The sequence below is a fragment of the Mycobacterium sp. 852013-50091_SCH5140682 genome, assembly GCF_001665685.1.
GTDB lineage: Bacteria > Actinomycetota > Actinomycetes > Mycobacteriales > Mycobacteriaceae > Mycobacterium.
Genome location: NZ_LZTB01000032.1, coordinates 1 through 16,459 on the forward strand (window position 1 = coordinate 1; position 16,459 = coordinate 16,459).

Genomic DNA, 16,459 nt, shown 5'->3' on the forward strand with positions numbered 1-16,459 from the left:
CCCAGCGGGTTGAAGCCGGCCGAGAGCGGGTTGATGTTGGTGTCGTCGAGCAGGATGTTCGGCGTGGTGTAGCTGAAGTTGATGCCCACACCGAGTGACCAGGGGAAGCCGATCTGGTAGCCGAGCTCCAGGGTGCCCGCGAAGTCGGCGGCGCCGGGGCCTTCGACGTGGTACTTGGCGCGACCGGAGTGGAACCACTCCCGGGTCAGGCGGTTGCGGTCCAGGGGGAACACGCCGTTGAGGAATGTGTCCCACTGCTGGACTGTCAGGGTGCGATCCTGGCCGTCGACCAGGCTCAGCTCATTGTCCAGACCTGCGTGCGCGGTACCGGTGCTCACGAACAGAGTGGCGAAGGCACCAGCCATCGCCACCACCAACGCGGTCAGCACCCGACTCAATGCCTTCATCTTGTCTTCCTGTCTCCGGTCGTAGTTGGCTCGTGACGGTAGGTCGCGAGCGGGTCTCAATTAGGATTCGGTGAGATCTCCCTCAGAGTTACAGCACCGTACACCTCTGCTGTCCCTTCTGCACCACGTACGGTGGATTTTGTGCGGCTGCTCCTCATCGCAGATACCCACGTCCCCAAACGCGCCCGTGATCTCCCCGTTCCGGTCTGGGATGCGGTGGATCAAGCAGACGTCGTCGTGCATGCCGGCGACTGGGTGGAGCCCGCTTTGCTCGACACCTTGAGCGCGCGCGCCCGCCTGCTCGTGGGGTGCTGGGGCAACAACGACGGCGCGGAATTGCGGCGGCGTCTCCCGGAGCGTGCGGACGTGACGCTGGAGGGGTTGCGGTTCACTGTCGTGCACGAGACCGGAGCCGCGACCGGCCGGGAGGCCCGGATGGCCAAGGCCTATGCGGACACCGATGTGCTGGTGTTCGGCCACAGCCACATTCCGTGGGACACGACGACGAAAACCGGTCTGCGCCTGCTGAATCCGGGATCGCCGACCGACCGGCGCCGCCAGCCGTTCTGTACCTACATGACGGCCGACGTGGTGGGCGGCGTGCTCTCCGGCGTCACTCTGCACGAGCTCTGACATCCCACCGCTGGCCCCGGGCAGGCGCACGTGACATCGCGGTCATCGGCGCTGCCGCGCGATAGGGCGTCTCCGTTCACATAGGTACATGAGTAGGTCGGTTTTCAAACTTGTATTGACAAGTCTGGTGATGTGGCCCACAGTGTCCGTATGGGAAATCAGCAGAGCTACGACGTCGTCGTCGTCGGCGCCGGCATCGTGGGCCTGGCGCACGCGTATCACGCCCACGAACGCGGCCTGAGCGTCGCTGTTGTCGATCACGCCGAGGGCGTGGTCGGCGCATCGGTGCAGAACTTCGGCCACGCCTGCATCACTGCGCAGTCCGGTGTTGCGCTGGACTATGCGCGGCAGGGCCGCAGCCACTGGCTCGACCTGTCCCGGAAGGCCGGTTTCTGGTCGGCGCAGGCCGGCACCTACTGTGTGGCGCGCCACGAAGACGAGTTGGCGGTGATGCACGAATTCGCCCCAACCCGCGCCGCGGACGAGGTCATGCTGCTCGATCGCGAGCAGATCCTGCGCCGCATCCCGGTGGCCAAAGCGGGCGTGACCGGCGGCATGTACTTGCCCAACGACCTGCAGGTCGACCCGCGCACGGCAGCCCCTTCGATCGCCCGGTGGCTCGCCGGCCAGGGCGTCGACTTCTATTGGCGCACGGCGGCAACAGGTTTCGATCACGGCGTCGTGATGACGTCGCGCGGCCCGATCGCCGCCGGTACCACGTTCATCACCGTCAACTACGACATCGACCGGCTCTTCCCCGGACTCGCCGAGCGCGATGGACTGCTGCGGTGCCGGCTGCACATGCTGCGCGCCCGCCTGCCGCTCGCCTCCGCTCTGCCCGCGCCGCTGTTCACCGGCTGGTCGTTGTTGCGCTACTCCGGATTCGAGAATCTGCCCAGCACTCAGGCTGTTGCCGACCGGTTGCGTTCCGAGTACCCCGGCTACATCGCCATCGACCTGCACCAGATGTACACCCCGCAGCCCGACGGGTCGCTGCTGATCGGTGACACCCACTACCGCGATGTGTCCGCCCCGGCATTCCAGTCCGAGGAGGGTTTCACCGCACTGGTCGACGAAGCTCGAAAACTGTTCGGCGTCAACGATATCGACATCAGCGAACGCTGGCAGGGCGTGTACTGCTCGGCCCCCTGTCAGGAATTTCTCATCGAGGAGCCCATCGAGGGTACCCACGTCGTGACCGTCACCACCGGCATCGGCATGACCACCAGCATGGGCCTCGCGCACAGCAGCGTCGAGAACGCATTCGTCCGCGACACTGCCGTCGCAACCGCCTGATTGAACCTAAACCGAAGGGAAACATCATGACCTCCAACACAAGTCAGCCGATCAGCCTCGTCGTCTTCGACATGGCAGGCACCACGGTCGAAGACACCGGCCTGGTCCAGCAGTCGTTCATGGCCGCCGACAGCCATGCCGGACTGTCGAAGACCGACGCCGACCGCGAGGAGATGCTGCGCTACGTCTCCGACACCATGGGCCAGTCCAAGATCGTGGTGTTCCGACACCTCGCGCGCGGCAACGAAGAACAGGCTCAAGCCGCGAACAAGGAGTTCGAACGCTGCTACGCGCAGCTGGTGGCCGAGGGCAACTGCAGCCCGATCCCAGGAGCCGAAGAGGTCATCAGCTCACTGCGGTCCCGTGGCATCAAGACCGCGCTCACAACGGGATTCGCCCGCGAGACCCAGTCGGCCATCATCGACACGCTCGGCTGGCAGAACCTCGCCGACGTCGTCCTGTGCCCGGAGCCCGGCGTGCGTGGCCGGCCGTACCCCGATATGCCGCTGACCGCGCTGATGCGCACCGAAACCGACTCGGTGTCTTCGATGATCGTCCTCGGTGACACCTCGTCCGACGTCATCAGCGGCCTGCGCGCCGGTGCGCGGGCTTCGATCGGTGTGCTGACCGGTGCGCATGACACCGCCCAGCTGTCGGCCGCCGGTGCCACCCACATCCTCGGCAGCGTCGCCGAACTCCCCACCCTGGTGGCTTCCCTCAGCTGACACCCAACCACCTTCCTGCGGCGGCCGGTTCGAGGCCGAGCCTCCCGGCCGCCGCGTCACCGCTCTGACGTTCTCGCTCGAGAAACCAGTCACTGGCATCTGATTCGGCCCTTTGGCGCTCTGCCCCGGCCCCGCCAGTTCACCGTCTGCTCACGCCCACCAGAGGTGCATTGTCATGTCCCACGTCACCACATCCAGGCCCCCGAACATCGCCCCGCTCTACAAGCGCTGGCGTATCCAGATCTTCGCCGTCACGTGGATCGCATACGCCGGCTTCTACTTCACCCGCCAAGCATTTTCGGTCGCCAAGCTCGGCATCCTCGAAGATCCGATCCTGAGCACCACCCTGACCAAGAGCACGCTGGCCAACCTCGACGCCGCCTATCTGACCGCCTACGCGGCCGGGCAATTCGTCTGGGGTCAGGTCTCCGACCGGTTCGGCCCGCGCGTGGTACTCCTTGGCGGACTGGCCATCTCGGCCATCGCGACTGTCTTCATGGGCCTGCTGCCGGCTCTCGTCTTCCTCCTGCCGTTGATGATCGTGCAGGGGCTCGCCCAGTCGACCGGCTGGTCCGGCACCCTCAAGAACATGGCCCAGTTCTTCTCCATCGGGGAACGCGGCAAGATCCTCGGCGTCTGGAGCACCAACTACGCGTTCGGCGGCCTGGTCGCCGCACCGTTCCTGGGCTGGGTCGCCTACGACGTGTTCGGTAGCTGGCGGGCCGCGTTCTTCGGTGGCGCCGTGGTTGTGGCCGCAGTTTTCGTGCTGATGCTGCTGTTCCAGCGCAACGACCCCGCGGATGTGGGACTGCCGCCCATCGAGGAGTACCGGGCGGCCGCGGACGCTGAAGAAGGTGTCGAGCTCGACGACTCGCCCGAGGCAGAAGCCGTTGCCGAGCCCACCCCGTCGTGGCGTGAATCCCTGGTTGCCGTGCTCCGCGACCCCATGGTGAGAACCCTTGGTATGTCGTACTTCCTGCTGAAGCCGGCCCGCTACGCGATCCTGCTGTGGGGTCCGGTGATCGTCGCCGAACAGCTGGCCGACGGCGACAAGTTCCAAGCCGTCACGGTCCCGATCGCGTTCGGCGTCGCGGGCGTCATCGCCCCAATCATGTTCGGCCGGATGTCGGACCGCATGTTCAAGGCCCGCCGCGTACCGGTGTCCGTCATCAGCCTGGCGATCCTGGTGGTGGTGCTCGCGCTGTTCGCACCGCTGACCGCGACCGGCAATGTGTGGATCATGGTGGCGGTGCTGAGCGTGATCGGGCTGAGCGTCTACGGTGCGGACGCCATGATCTCGTGCGTCGCGGCAGTCGATTTCGGAACGTCCAAGCATGCCGGGACCGCCGCCGGGCTGATCAACTGCTGCGGGTCGGTCGGAGCGATCCTCGGCGGCCTGCTGCCCGGATACCTCAGCACCTCGATGCTGTTCTACGGGTTCGCCGGGGCGGCGTTCATCGCGATGCTGCTGCTGCTCCCGCACTGGAACCGGATGCCCGCCGCCGACTAGCGGCACCGAAACCGAGGCCGTGGCTGCGAATCTGAGGGGTTCTGCTGCCACGGCTTCGGCGTATGTCTACATCCGCGGGTCGATGGTCTTGGCGTTGACGATGCTGAACGCGACCAGTTCGGGGCGGTAGCGGTCGTCGGCATATTCGAACACCCGGCCGTTCTGGTCCCGTGAGGTGCGGCGCTCACGCAGCAGCGGACTGCCTGCACCGATGCCGAGGTTCTCCGCGTCGACATCGGAAGCCGCGACCGCGTCGAGGATGTGCTCCATCGAATCGAAGTAGACGCCGCGGCCGGCCAGATAATCGGTCATCGAGCCGGAGTCGGTGTCGAAATCGAACAGCAGCGAGCCCACGGAGTCGATGAAGGTGCTGCGCTCGATCATCGCCGGCTCGCCGTCGAGCAGCCGGACGCGCAGCACGTCGACCACGAAGTCGGTCGGGGCCAGATCCAACGCGACCTGGGCCGGTTCGGAAGCGCGTCGCCGCGCGACCTCGACAGTGCGGCTGCCCGGGGTACGGCCGTTGCGCTGCGCCCACTGGGTGAACGGGGTGAACGTGTCGAGGGTCTGGGTGGCGTCGTGGCTGCGTACCACTGCGGGCTTCCCTTGCGAAAGCCTGATCAGCCCTTCGTTTTTCAATGTCGCCAAGGCTTGGCGTACCGGACCGCGGGACACCCCGAACTCGGTGCACAGCGCGCTCTCGGTGGGCAGGGACTCACCGATCAGGTAGTCGCGCCGGATGATCCGCTGGCGCAGCTCGCTCGCGACATGGGTGTGGCGGGGCAGCGAATCGGAAGAAGCCATCGAGGCCACCCTCTCTGACAGTTGTCAAGACAAGCATGCCAATAGTAATCAGCAAGTTCACATGCCCGGCACGGCCACGGATGGCAGGCTCGTCGACATGGAGCAGAAGCCGCCCACCACCGTCATCGAATCCGCGCACAAGGCCAGCTTCGACCGCCTGCCTTTCCACGACACCCGAGATTTCGCCGACGCCGACCGCGGGTTCATCGCGGCCCTGCAACCCTGCGTCGTCACGGCCGCCGACGGTCGGGTGGTGTGGGACAACGACTCCTACGGGTTCCTCGACGCCGACGCACCGGACACCGTGCATCCCAGCCTGTGGCGGCAAAGCCAATTGTGCGTCAAACAGGGGCTCTACGAGGTGGTCGAAGGCATCTACCAGATCCGCGGGTTGGACCTGTCGAACATCAGCTTCGTCGAGGGCGACACCGGCGTCATCGTCATCGACCCACTCATCTCCACCGAGACCGCCGCGGCCGCGCTCGCGCTGTACCGGGCCCACCGCGGAAATCGTCCGGTCAGCGCGGTCATATACACCCACAGCCACGTCGACCATTTCGGCGGCGTGCTCGGCGTGACGACCCAGGCCGACGTCGACGCAGGCAAGGTGGCGATCATCGCCCCCGAGCATTTCACCGAGCACGCCGTGCAGGAGAACGTCTACGCCGGAACCGCAATGGCGCGCCGCGCGGCCTACATGTACGGCCTGGCGCTGGCCCGCGGACCCCAGGGCCAGGTCGGGTGTGGCCTTGGCCAAGCCGGATCGACCGGCGAGGTGGCGCTCATCGTGCCGACCGTCGACATCGCCGAAACCGGCGAAACCCACACCATCGACGGGATCGAGATCGAGTTCCAGATGGCGCCCGGCACCGAGGCGCCCGCCGAGATGCACTTCTACTTCCCGAAGTTCCGGGCGTTGTGCATGGCCGAGAACGCCACGCACAACCTGCACAACCTTTTGACGCTGCGCGGCGCGCTGGTCCGCGACCCGCACGGTTGGTCCGGCTACCTGACCGAGGCCATCGACACGTTCGCCGACCGCACCGACGTGGTGTTCGCGTCGCATCACTGGCCGACCTGGGGCCGTGACAACATCGTGGAATTCCTGTCGCTGCAGCGTGATCTCTACGCCTACCTGCACGACCAGACCCTGCGGCTGCTCAACCAGGGCTACACCGGCATCGAGATCGCCGAGCAGTTCCAGATGCCGCCCGCGCTGGAGGCGGCATGGAACACGCACGGCTACTACGGTTCGGTGAACCACAACGTCAAAGCGGTCTACCAGCGCTACATGGGCTGGTTCGACGGCAACCCGGGCCGCTTGTGGCCGCATCCGCCGGAGGCCCTCGCGCCACGCTACGTCGAAGCCATCGGCGGCATCGACCGGGTCGTCGAGCTGGCCCGGACGTCCTTCGACGCCGGCGATTACCGTTGGGCGGCAACATTGCTGGACCACGCCATCTTCACCGACGAGCATCACGCCGGGGCCCGCGAACTGTACGCCGACACCCTCGAACAACTGGCGTACGGCGCGGAGAACGCCACCTGGCGCAACTTCTTCCTGTCCGGTGCCACCGAACTGCGCGACGGAAAATTCGGCACACCGACCCAGACCGCGTCGCCGACGATGTTGGCGCAGCTGACACCCGAGCAGATGTTCGACACCTTCGCGATCAACGTCAACGGCCCCCGCGCCTGGGACCTCGACATCGCCGTCGACATCACGTTCACCGACACGGCGGACAACTACCGGCTCACGCTCCGCAACGGAGTTCTGGTCCACCGCAAGGTGACTGCCGACTCCGCGACGGCCCAGGCCACCGTCACATTGGCGAACAAGTTGCGGCTCTTGACCTTTGCGGCCGGAGACTCGGCATCGCCGGGGCTGGAGATCACCGGCGATGCCACTGCGCTGTCGTCACTCATCGCGGTGCTGGACCGGCCCGACCCCGACTTCGACATCATCACGCCCTAGGGCAGACCACCGTCGGCACGCAGGATCGAGCCGGTGGTGAAACTGGCCGCATCCGACATCAAAAACAGTGCGGCCCCGACAATTTCGCGGGGATCGCCGGCGCGCTGCAGGGCCAGATGCCCGAACGGCTCGCCGGCCATGTCCCATGCCTTGCTGACGTCGGTCAGGAACGGTCCTGCCATCAGGGTGTTGACGCGCACCGTGGGTCCATAGGCTTTCGCCAGTCCCTCGGTCAGGGCGTTGAGCCCGGCCTTGGCCGCGGCGTACGGAAGCATGTACTGGTCCGGACGCAGCGATCCGGACGAGCTGACGTTGATGATCGAGCCGCCACCGGCGGCGACCATGCGCTCACCGACCAACGCCGACAACCGGAACGGGCCCTTGAGGTTGAGGTTGACCACCGCGTCGAACAGCTTCTCCGTCACCGAGGACAGTGACTCGTACAGCGGTGACATGCCGGCATTGTTGACCAGCACGTCGAGCCTGCCGAACCGGTCGTAGACCGCGTCGACGAGGCCGTCGAGCTCATCCCACCTGCCGACGTGGACCTGGTAGGGAAACACGCTGCGGCCCGTCTCGGCGGTGATCTCCTCTGCGGTGGCCACACAGGACTGCAGATTGCGGCTGGCGATCACCACGTCGGCACCGCAGCGGGCCGCGCCGAACGCGATCTCGCGGCCCAGGCCGCGGCTGCCACCCGTGACGAGCACCACCCGATCGGTGAGGTCGAACAGTTCGTCGGCATATCCCATGCGGCCATATGGTGTCACGGTGCAACTGCTTCTGGTCCGTCATGCGCTGCCTTTGCGCAGCGAGCCTGGTCAAGGGTCCGATCCGCATCTGTCGGAGGCCGGTGTCGAGCAGGCCAACCGGCTGCCCGCGGCGCTGGCCCGCTTCCCGATTTCCCGGCTGGTGAGCAGCCCGCAGCTACGTGCGGTGCAGACCGCCGAGCCGGTCGCCGCAGCGCTCGGCCTGACGGTCGACGTCGATGATCGGCTCGCCGAGTACGACCGGGAGCTGTCGCACTACGTGCCGATCGAAGAGATCGCCAAGGAGAACCCGGAGGAACTGGCCAGGCTGGCCAGCGGGCATCTTCCGAGCAGCGTCGACGAGGAAGCCTTCTCCGCGCGCATCGCTGCCGCCGTCGCGGACCTGGTGGCCGCAGGTGATCACGACCAGACCGTGGCCGTGTTCAGCCACGGCGGGGTGATCAACGTGCTGCTGCACCAGATCCTGGGCACCGAGCGGTTGCTGTCCTTCCATGTCGACTACGCGTCGGTGACGCGGCTGTTGTCGTCGCGCAGCGGCAAGCTGGCGGTGGCGTCGGTCAACGGAACCGAACACGTATGGGATCTCCTCCCTAGAAATGTGCGGTGGTAAACAATTCCCGTGACATCTCTGGAAGGTCTCGACCTGGATGCCCTGGATCGCCACCTGCGTGCCGAGGGCATCGCCCGCACCGGTGAGCTGCGCGCCGAGCTGATCGCCGGCGGCCGGTCCAATCTCACCTTTCTGATCGCCGACGACGAGTCGAAATGGGTGCTGCGGCGGCCGCCGCTGCACGGGTTGACCCCGTCGGCGCACGACATGGCGCGCGAATACCGGGTGGTCGCCGCATTGGCCGACACGGCCGTGCCGGTGGCCCGCGCGGTGACGATGAGCAACGACGATTCGGTGCTCGGCGCGCCGTTCCAGATGGTCGAGCATGTCGAGGGACTCGTCGTGCGCAGCGCAACCGAGCTGGCCGCGCTCGGCGACGAAGCAGTGGTCAGCGGCAGCGTCGACGCCCTGATCCGGGTTCTGGCCGAACTGCACGCCGTGGATCCGGATGCGGTCGGGCTCGGCGATTTCGGCAAGCCCGCGGGTTATCTGGAACGCCAGGTGCGGCGGTGGGGTTCGCAGTGGGACCTGGTCCGGCTGCCCGACGATCCGCGCGATGCCGACGTCAAGCGGCTGCATCAAGCGTTGGCGGATTCGATTCCGGCGCAGAGCCGCAACTCGATCGTGCACGGCGATTACCGCATCGACAACACCATCCTGGATGCCCATGACCCGACGAATGTCCTCGCGGTACTGGACTGGGAGCTTTCGACGCTGGGCGACCCGTTGTCGGACGCGGCGCTGATGTGCGTGTACCGCGATCCCATGTTCAATCTGATCCTGAGCATGGAAGCCGCGTGGAGCTCGCCGCAGATGCCGTCAGCCGACGAGCTGGCGAACCGCTATTCGGTGCAGTCCGGCCAGGACCTGGCGCACTGGGACTTCTACATGGCGCTGGCCTATTTCAAGGCGGCGATCATCGCGGCGGGTATCGACTTCCGCCACCGCCAGGGCTCGGCAGCGGAAGGCAGCTCGAGTGTCGGCGCGGCCGTGGCCCCGGCGATCGCGTCGGGGCTCGCCGCACTGCGCTGATCCTCAGCTGCGCAGCGCAGCCTTCAGATTCTTTTTCGCGGTACGGCGCAGCTGGAAGATCCGGGCGGTGCCCGCGGCCACCGTCAGCAGGCCGCCGCCGACCGCGGCGCCGAGGATGGCCACGCCCTTGGGCAGCGACCACCGCCACCCGAGGAAGGCCAGATCCACCGGATCGGTGTTCTGCGCGATAAAAATCAGCAGGACGATGAGTATCAGGAAACCCACGATCAGCGCCGACCAGAGCGCGCCGGCCCGGGTGAACTTGGGGGCCGTCGGTGGTTGCGCTTTGGACGCCGCAGGCGGTTGTGACGTGGGCACATCCGGTGCCGGCTTGTCCGCGGACGGCTTCGGGGCCGTAGGCGCGGGCTTCGGTTCCGGCTGATCGGGCGATGCAGGCAGATCGCTGGTCATGTTTGTATCTTTGCCCGGATCGGCGGCAAAGCAAACAACCGGACGGTAAAGACCGGCAGCATGTCGGCCCTGCGGTTAGGGTCAGGAAAGCCGGCCGAGGTCATCGGATTCGGCTGCAGCCGTCGGAAGGACGTTCGCATGCAGCATCGGACCCTGGCAGTGCTCGCCGTTCTGCTCGCGCTGATGGTGTCGGTGTTCACGGCGTGCGGCAGCGCGAATCCGCTGGGCGGCGGACAGATATCCGGTGATCTCAAGTCGATCGTGGTCGGTTCGGCGGATTTCCCGGAATCGAAGATCATCGCCGAGATCTACGCCCAGGCACTGGAAGCCAACGGCTTTCAGGTCGGCAGGCAGTTCGGTATCGGCAGCCGGGAAACGTATGTGCCTGCGGTACAGGATCACTCGATCGATCTGATCCCGGAGTACACCGGCAACCTGCTGCAGTACTTCGACAAGAACACCACCGCCACCACATCCGACGCGGTGTTGATCGGTCTGCTCAAGGCCCTGCCCGGGGATCTGTCGATCCTGTACCCGTCGCCCGCGGAGGACAAGGACACCCTGGCCGTCACCGCCGAGACCGCGGCACGCTGGAACCTCAAGACCATCGCCGACCTGGCCGCCCATTCGGCTGAGGTGAAAGTGGGTGCCCCGTCGGAGTTTCAGACGCGGCAGACCGGGCTGGTGGGGCTGAAGGAGAAATACGGATTGGACGTCGCGCCCGCCAATTTCGTCGCGATCAGTGACGGCGGCGGCCCTGCCACCGTGCAGGCCCTGACCAACGGATCCATCACGGCCGCCAATATCTTCAGCACGTCACCTGCCATCGGCGAACACCACCTGGTGGTCCTCGAAGACCCGAAGAACACGTTCCTGGCCGCCAATGTCGTACCGCTGGTGGCCTCGCAGAAGATGTCCGATGAGCTCAAGACCGTGCTCGACGCCGTATCGGCGAAGCTCACCACCGAAGCGCTCATCGCGCTGAACACCGCCGTCGAGGGCAACAAGGGCGTCGATCCCGACGAAGCGGCGGGAAAGTGGATCAGGGACAACGGATTCGACAAGCCGGTGAAGGGCAGGTGAAAAAGTGATCACGTTCACCAACGTCACCAAGAAATATCCGGACGGCACGGTGGCTGTCGATGACCTCACCCTCGATGTTCCCGAGGGCACGCTGGCCGCGTTCGTCGGGCCATCGGGCTGCGGAAAGACCACCTCGATGCGGATGATCAACCGCATGATCGAGCCCACGTCAGGCACTCTCACCGTCAACGGTGAGGATGTCACGAAGGTCGATCCGGTGAAACTGCGCCTCGGCATCGGCTATGTGATCCAGAGCGCGGGGCTGATGCCGCATCAGCGGGTCGTCGACAATGTGGCCACCGTGCCCGTGCTCAAGGGCGAATCCCGCCGCGCCGCACGCAAAGCCGCCCTCGGGGTGCTCGAAAGGGTGGGTCTGGATCCCAAGCTCGCCAACCGCTACCCGGCCCAGCTGTCCGGTGGCCAGCAGCAGCGTGTCGGAGTCGCCAGGGCGCTTGCCGCGGACCCGCCCATCCTGCTGATGGACGAGCCGTTCAGTGCCGTCGACCCTGTGGTGCGCGAGGAGTTGCAGTCCGAAATCCTGCGGTTGCAAAGCGAATTGCGCAAGACCATCGTCTTCGTCACGCACGACATCGACGAGGCGGTCAAGCTCGGCGACAAGGTGGCGGTGTTCGGCCGCGGCGGGGTGCTGCAGCAATACGCCGACCCAGCGTTCGTATTGTCCAATCCCGCCAACGAATTGGTGTCGGGATTCGTCGGCGCCGACAGGGGCTACCGCGGGCTGCAGTTCTTCAAGGCGACCGGGCTGCCACTGCACGATATCCGCCAAGTCGCCGAGGCCGATATCGACGCGCTGCAACTGGCCCCGGGCGAGTGGGCGTTGGTGCTGCGGGCCGACGGTAAGCCGTTCGCCTGGATCAACGCCGAGGGTGTCGAGGTGCACCGCAAGGGAAGCACGCTGTATGACAGCAGCGTCGGCGGCGGCTCGTTCTTCCGGCCCGACGGCAGCCTGCGGCTCGCGCTCGACGCTGCGCTGTCCTCGCCGTCGGGGCTCGGGGTGGCCGTCGACGACGACGGTCGCCTGCTCGGCGGTATCCAGGCCGACGACGTGTTGGAGGCCCTCAAGACGCAGCGCCGCGTGCCGAAGGTCGGGTAGCGCTGTGATGTACCTCTTGACCCATCTCGACAAGGCGTGGGCGCTCACCGTGATCCACCTGCGCCTGTCGCTGGTGCCGATCGTGCTCGGGTTGTTGATCGCGGTGCCGTTGGGCGCGCTCGTGCAGCGGACCACCACGGTGCGACGGTTCATCACCGTCGTCGCCAGCATCATCTTCACCATTCCGTCGCTGGCGCTGTTCGTGGTGCTGCCGCTGATCATCCCCACCCGCATCCTCGACGAAGCCAATGTCATTGTGGCGCTGACTCTTTACACCACCGCGCTGTTGGTGCGGGCGGTGCCCGAGGCGCTCGATGCCGTCCCGGCGGCGGTGCTGGACGCGGCAACCGCGGTCGGCTACCGCCCCTGGGTCAGGGTCGTCAAAGTCGAACTGCCACTGGCGATCCCAGTTCTCATCGCGAGTCTTCGGGTCGTCGCGGTGACCAACATCTCGATGGTGTCGGTGGGCTCGGTGATCGGTATCGGCGGGCTGGGCACGTGGTTCACCGAGGGGTATCAAGCCAACAAGAGCAGCCAGATCGTCGCCGGGATCATCGCGATCTTCGTGCTGGCCGTCGTCATCGACACCCTGATCATGTTGCTGGGCAAGGCCATCACGCCCTGGAACCGCCGAGCCCGCACCGCCGGCGCCAAGGCGGCCGCATGAACTTCCTGCAGCAGGCGCTGACCTTCATCTTCACCGCGGCAAACTGGAGCGGACCCGCGGGGCTCACCGCCCGCATCGTCGAACACCTGCAGTACACCGCCATCGCGGTGGTGTTCTCGGTGCTCGTCGCGGTTCCGATCGGTCTGCTGATCGGGCACACCGGCCGCGGCACCTTCCTGGTGGTCACCGGGGTGAACGCCCTGCGCGCCCTGCCGACCCTCGGCGTGCTGCTGCTCGGCGTGCTGCTGTGGGGGCTCGGTCTGGTGCCGCCGACGGTGGCCCTGATGCTGCTGGGCATACCGCCGCTGCTGGCGGGGACCTACTCAGGAATCGCCAATGTCGATCCCGCCGTGGTGGATGCCGCGCGGTCGATGGGCATGACGGAACGCCGGGTGCTGTTGCGGGTCGAGGTGCCCAACGCGATGCCGCTGATCCTGGGCGGGCTGCGCACCGCGACGCTTCAGGTCGTCGCGACGGCCACGGTCGCGGCCTACGCCAGTCTCGGCGGGCTGGGCCGGTACCTCATCGACGGGATCAAGGTGCGGCAGTTCCACATCGCCCTTGTGGGTGCGCTCATGGTCACCGCGCTGGCGTTGATCCTCGATGCGGCGCTGGCGTTTGCCGTGTGGTTGTCGGTGCCCGGTACCGGCCGGATGCGTCGCTGGGGCGGCGGCGCGGGGGAGATGCCTCAGCCATTGCTCGACGACGAGGTGGCGCTCGAATCGCGATCCACAGCACCGCGCGGGAGTTCGGGACTCGCCCACGAAGGCGGTAGTCCGTCGCATACGGTAGAAGGGTGAGTGAAGCCGAACGCACAGACGAGCAGTCCGTCGAGCCGGCATCCGCCTGGCCGGCCGTGCTGACGTGGCGAGCACACGACGTACCCCGGATGGAGTGGGTGCGGGTGCAGCTGACGGGCAAACGCATCAAGGCCAATGGGCGAATAGTGGCTGCTGCCACCGCGTCTCACCCCGCGTTCGCGGCGTCATACGATCTGGTGACCGACGAGACGGGTGCGACGAAGCGACTCTCCCTCACCGTCACCCTCGCAGAACGCGAGCGCCAGCTCTCCATCGCACGCGACGAAGAGAACATGTGGCTGGTCCAGGACCACAACCAGACCAAGCGGTCGAGCTATGACGGCGCACTCGACGTCGATGTGATCTTCAGCCCATTCTTCAACGCGCTGCCGATCCGGCGCACCGGCCTGCATCTGACGAACGAGTCGGTGACGCTGCCGGTGGTCTATGTCCGGCTGCCCGAGCTGTCGGTGGAATCCGCGAACATCACCTACACCGGCACGCCGACGGGCATCGAACTGCTCTCGCCGGTGTCCGAGACCACCATCACCGTCGACTCGGACGGATTCATCATCGACTACCCAGGACTGGCAGAGCGGATCTGATCACGCCGCCTGCACGGCCCGCTGCGGCCAGTTCGTCGCGCCAGTTCTCGGCGCCGACGACGGTGGTGACGATTTCCGGTCGGCTGAAACTGTCGTAGCGCATCCGGGCCGCATGGCCGCTCTCGACGAGGTCGGCCAGCGAGCCCGTGGCGGCCAGGCTGTCGCGGGCCTGCGTGAGCACCTTGATGCCGTGCTCGAGGGCAGGCAGCAGCTGTCCGGCATTCGCCTCGCACATGGCCCGCACCAGATCCGGTGCGGTGGCCGCGACGCGGGTGCCGTCCCGGAACGAGCCTGCGGCCAGTGCGAAGGCGAGCGGTATTTCACCGGCGTTGAGCGCCAGTGTTTCGGCGAACAGATGCGGCAGGTGTGAGATGGCAGCGGCCGCCGCGTCGTGCTCCTCGGAGCAAGCCGGGACCACCACCGCGTGACAGTCCAGCGCCAGCCTGCTGACCTGCGCCCACACCTCGGCGTCGACGTGGCTGTCGACGCTGACCACCCAGGGCGCGCCGACGAACAACGCCGCGTTACCCGCCGCCCATCCGGAGTGCGCAGTGCCTGCCATGGGATGCCCGCCGACGAACCGGTCCAACAAACCGAACTTCTGAACCTGCTGCAGCACAGCACCTTTGACGCTGATCACATCGGTCAGTGGGCACTCCGGTGCGTTGTCTCGGACGTGGGCCAGCATGATCGGCAACGCAGGCATGGGCACCGCGAGCACGATCAGGGCGTTGCTCTTGGCGGCGCGGTGCAGGGTCGCGTCGAGATTCTCGCTGGCGTCATATCCGTCGAACCGGGCCTCCTGGACCACGTCGACCGAGCGGTTGTAGCCGAACACCTCGCGGCCCGCGGCCGCAGCCGCCCGCATCAGCGAGCCGCCGATAAGTCCGAGTCCCACCACGCATACGGGTGTGTTTGTCACCTACCCAGATTGGCACACCCTCAGGCAGAGGTGGACGGTGATGCCTGGTCAAAATCGCTGGTCGGCGACTACCGTAGGCGCACATGGGAGCACAGCGCGCGCCGGCGGACCTGCCAGACGGGTTCGGCGTGGCCGTCGTCCGTGAGGAGGGCAAATGGAGGTGTGCGCCGATGCGTTCGGCCTCACTGAACAGTCTGTCCGCCGCAGAGACTGAATTGCGGGAACTGCGCAGCTCGGGGTGTGTTTTCGGGCTGCTGGACATCGACGACGAGTTCTTCGTCATCGTGCGTCCGGCGCCCGCGGGTACGCGCCTGCTGCTCTCGGACGCCACTGCTGCGCTCGACTACGACATCGCCGCTGAGGTGCTCGAGACGCTCGACGCCGACATCGACCCCGACGATCTCGACGACGCCGACCCCTTCGAAGAGGGCGACCTCGGCCTCCTCTCGGACGTCGGGCTGCCCGAGGCGGTGCTGGGCGTGATCCTCGACGAAACCGATCTGTACGCCGACGAGCAGCTCGGCCGTATCGCCAGGGAGATGGGCTTCGCCGACGAGTTGTCGGCGGTGCTCGACCGACTCAATCGGTGAGTTCGTCTGACGAGACCCTGATCCGTGCCGCGCTGGACGCTGCCCGGATGGCCGGTCCTCGCGACGTGCCGATCGGCGCGGTCGTCGTCGCGGCCGACGGTACCGAGCTGGCCCGCGCCGCCAACATCCGCGAGGCCACCGGCGACCCGACGGGGCACGCCGAAATCGTGGCGATGCGCGCGGCCGCGCAGGTACTCGGCGATGGTTGGCGGCTGGAGGGCGCCACGCTGGCCGTGACCGTCGAGCCCTGCACGATGTGCGCGGGCGCCTTGGTGCTGGCCCGGGTGGCGCGGCTGGTGTTCGGGGCGTGGGAACCCAAGACCGGGGCCGTCGGCTCGCTGTGGGACGTGGTGCGCGACCGGCGGCTCAACCACCGCCCGGAGGTGGTCGGCGGCGTGTTGGCCGACGAGTGCGCGGCGCTGCTGGAAGGCTTCTTCTCGGCTCAGCGGTGATGGCAGTGCCGAACGTGAACACGATCGCGAAGTTTCGGCCGATCTTCGCCATC

19 protein-coding genes are annotated in these 16,459 nt (G+C 66.6%); 14 read left to right on the top strand and 5 right to left on the bottom strand.

Features of this window, described 5'->3' with window-relative positions:
* On the bottom strand, nucleotides 1–407 hold a 407-nt coding region (locus A5784_RS10610), incomplete at its 3' end, for an MspA family porin (protein ID WP_197514691.1).
* A gap of 141 nt (nucleotides 408–548) precedes the next feature.
* Between A5784_RS10610 and A5784_RS10615 the strand changes: the two genes are divergently transcribed.
* The 4 genes from A5784_RS10615 (at nucleotide 549) to A5784_RS10630 (ending at nucleotide 4,571) form a co-directional block, all read left to right on the top strand.
* Nucleotides 549–1,040: a metallophosphoesterase family protein gene (locus A5784_RS10615; protein ID WP_064944916.1), complete on the top strand. Its 492-nt coding sequence runs from the start codon at nucleotides 549–551 to the stop codon at nucleotides 1,038–1,040.
* 150 nt (nucleotides 1,041–1,190) lie between these two features.
* Complete coding sequence (locus A5784_RS10620) at nucleotides 1,191–2,336, top strand: TIGR03364 family FAD-dependent oxidoreductase (protein ID WP_064944872.1); 1,146 nt, start codon at nucleotides 1,191–1,193, stop codon at nucleotides 2,334–2,336.
* 26 nt (nucleotides 2,337–2,362) lie between these two features.
* Nucleotides 2,363–3,061, top strand: coding sequence for a phosphonatase-like hydrolase (locus tag A5784_RS10625; protein WP_064944873.1), 699 nt, complete (start codon nucleotides 2,363–2,365; stop codon nucleotides 3,059–3,061).
* A 175-nt stretch (nucleotides 3,062–3,236) separates the two neighbouring features.
* Entirely contained in the window at nucleotides 3,237–4,571 is a 1,335-nt protein-coding gene (locus A5784_RS10630) for an MFS transporter (RefSeq protein WP_064944874.1), read from the top strand.
* 66 nt (nucleotides 4,572–4,637) lie between these two features.
* On the opposite strand, the gene A5784_RS10635 is transcribed toward A5784_RS10630, so the two are convergent.
* The gene (locus A5784_RS10635) at nucleotides 4,638–5,375 is read right to left on the bottom strand and encodes a GntR family transcriptional regulator (protein ID WP_064944917.1); all 738 of its coding nucleotides are present in this window, start codon (nucleotides 5,373–5,375) and stop codon (nucleotides 4,638–4,640) included.
* A gap of 61 nt (nucleotides 5,376–5,436) precedes the next feature.
* Here A5784_RS10635 and A5784_RS10640 point away from each other — a divergent pair, with 61 nt between their 5' ends.
* Complete coding sequence (locus A5784_RS10640; RefSeq protein ID WP_197514692.1) at nucleotides 5,437–7,350, top strand: alkyl/aryl-sulfatase; 1,914 nt, start codon at nucleotides 5,437–5,439, stop codon at nucleotides 7,348–7,350.
* Here A5784_RS10640 and A5784_RS10645 read toward each other — a convergent pair.
* The gene (locus A5784_RS10645) at nucleotides 7,347–8,102 is read right to left on the bottom strand and encodes an SDR family NAD(P)-dependent oxidoreductase (protein ID WP_064944876.1); all 756 of its coding nucleotides are present in this window, start codon (nucleotides 8,100–8,102) and stop codon (nucleotides 7,347–7,349) included. The genes A5784_RS10640 and A5784_RS10645 overlap by 4 nt on opposite strands.
* A gap of 19 nt (nucleotides 8,103–8,121) precedes the next feature.
* On the opposite strand from A5784_RS10645, the gene A5784_RS10650 reads away from it, so the two are divergent.
* On the top strand, nucleotides 8,122–8,730 hold the full coding sequence (locus A5784_RS10650; RefSeq protein WP_064944918.1) for a histidine phosphatase family protein: 609 nt from the start codon (nucleotides 8,122–8,124) through the stop codon (nucleotides 8,728–8,730).
* Between the two features lie 9 nt (nucleotides 8,731–8,739).
* Complete coding sequence (locus A5784_RS10655; protein WP_064944877.1) at nucleotides 8,740–9,762, top strand: phosphotransferase family protein; 1,023 nt, start codon at nucleotides 8,740–8,742, stop codon at nucleotides 9,760–9,762.
* A 3-nt stretch (nucleotides 9,763–9,765) separates the two neighbouring features.
* Here the strand turns inward: A5784_RS10655 and A5784_RS10660 are convergent, their stop codons facing one another.
* Nucleotides 9,766–10,173, bottom strand: a complete 408-nt coding sequence (locus A5784_RS10660; RefSeq protein ID WP_064944878.1) for a LapA family protein — start codon at nucleotides 10,171–10,173, stop codon at nucleotides 9,766–9,768.
* 138 nt (nucleotides 10,174–10,311) lie between these two features.
* On the opposite strand from A5784_RS10660, the gene A5784_RS10665 reads away from it, so the two are divergent.
* The 5 genes from A5784_RS10665 to A5784_RS10685 are packed head-to-tail and all read left to right on the top strand — an operon-like array spanning nucleotide 10,312 to nucleotide 14,442.
* Nucleotides 10,312–11,256: an ABC transporter substrate-binding protein gene (locus A5784_RS10665; RefSeq protein WP_197514693.1), complete on the top strand. Its 945-nt coding sequence runs from the start codon at nucleotides 10,312–10,314 to the stop codon at nucleotides 11,254–11,256.
* Between the two features lie 4 nt (nucleotides 11,257–11,260).
* The gene (locus A5784_RS10670; protein WP_064944880.1) at nucleotides 11,261–12,370 is read left to right on the top strand and encodes an ABC transporter ATP-binding protein; all 1,110 of its coding nucleotides are present in this window, start codon (nucleotides 11,261–11,263) and stop codon (nucleotides 12,368–12,370) included.
* 4 nt (nucleotides 12,371–12,374) lie between these two features.
* On the top strand, nucleotides 12,375–13,037 hold the full coding sequence (locus A5784_RS10675) for an ABC transporter permease (RefSeq protein ID WP_064944881.1): 663 nt from the start codon (nucleotides 12,375–12,377) through the stop codon (nucleotides 13,035–13,037).
* Nucleotides 13,034–13,837 (top strand): ABC transporter permease, encoded by an 804-nt coding sequence (locus A5784_RS10680; RefSeq protein ID WP_064944882.1) that lies wholly within the window; start codon nucleotides 13,034–13,036, stop codon nucleotides 13,835–13,837. The genes A5784_RS10675 and A5784_RS10680 overlap by 4 nt, the downstream gene beginning before the upstream one ends.
* Entirely contained in the window at nucleotides 13,834–14,442 is a 609-nt protein-coding gene (locus A5784_RS10685) for a putative glycolipid-binding domain-containing protein (protein WP_064944883.1), read from the top strand. The genes A5784_RS10680 and A5784_RS10685 overlap by 4 nt, the downstream gene beginning before the upstream one ends.
* Here A5784_RS10685 and A5784_RS10690 read toward each other — a convergent pair.
* Nucleotides 14,408–15,364 (bottom strand): prephenate dehydrogenase, encoded by a 957-nt coding sequence (locus A5784_RS10690; RefSeq protein WP_082944754.1) that lies wholly within the window; start codon nucleotides 15,362–15,364, stop codon nucleotides 14,408–14,410. The genes A5784_RS10685 and A5784_RS10690 overlap by 35 nt on opposite strands.
* Nucleotides 15,365–15,447: 83 nt before the next feature.
* On the opposite strand from A5784_RS10690, the gene A5784_RS10695 reads away from it, so the two are divergent.
* Entirely contained in the window at nucleotides 15,448–15,954 is a 507-nt protein-coding gene (locus A5784_RS10695) for a tRNA adenosine deaminase-associated protein (RefSeq protein WP_064944884.1), read from the top strand.
* The gene (locus tag A5784_RS10700; RefSeq protein ID WP_082944755.1) at nucleotides 15,951–16,406 is read left to right on the top strand and encodes a nucleoside deaminase; all 456 of its coding nucleotides are present in this window, start codon (nucleotides 15,951–15,953) and stop codon (nucleotides 16,404–16,406) included. The genes A5784_RS10695 and A5784_RS10700 overlap by 4 nt, the downstream gene beginning before the upstream one ends.
* Nucleotides 16,407–16,459: the final 53 nt, after the last annotated feature.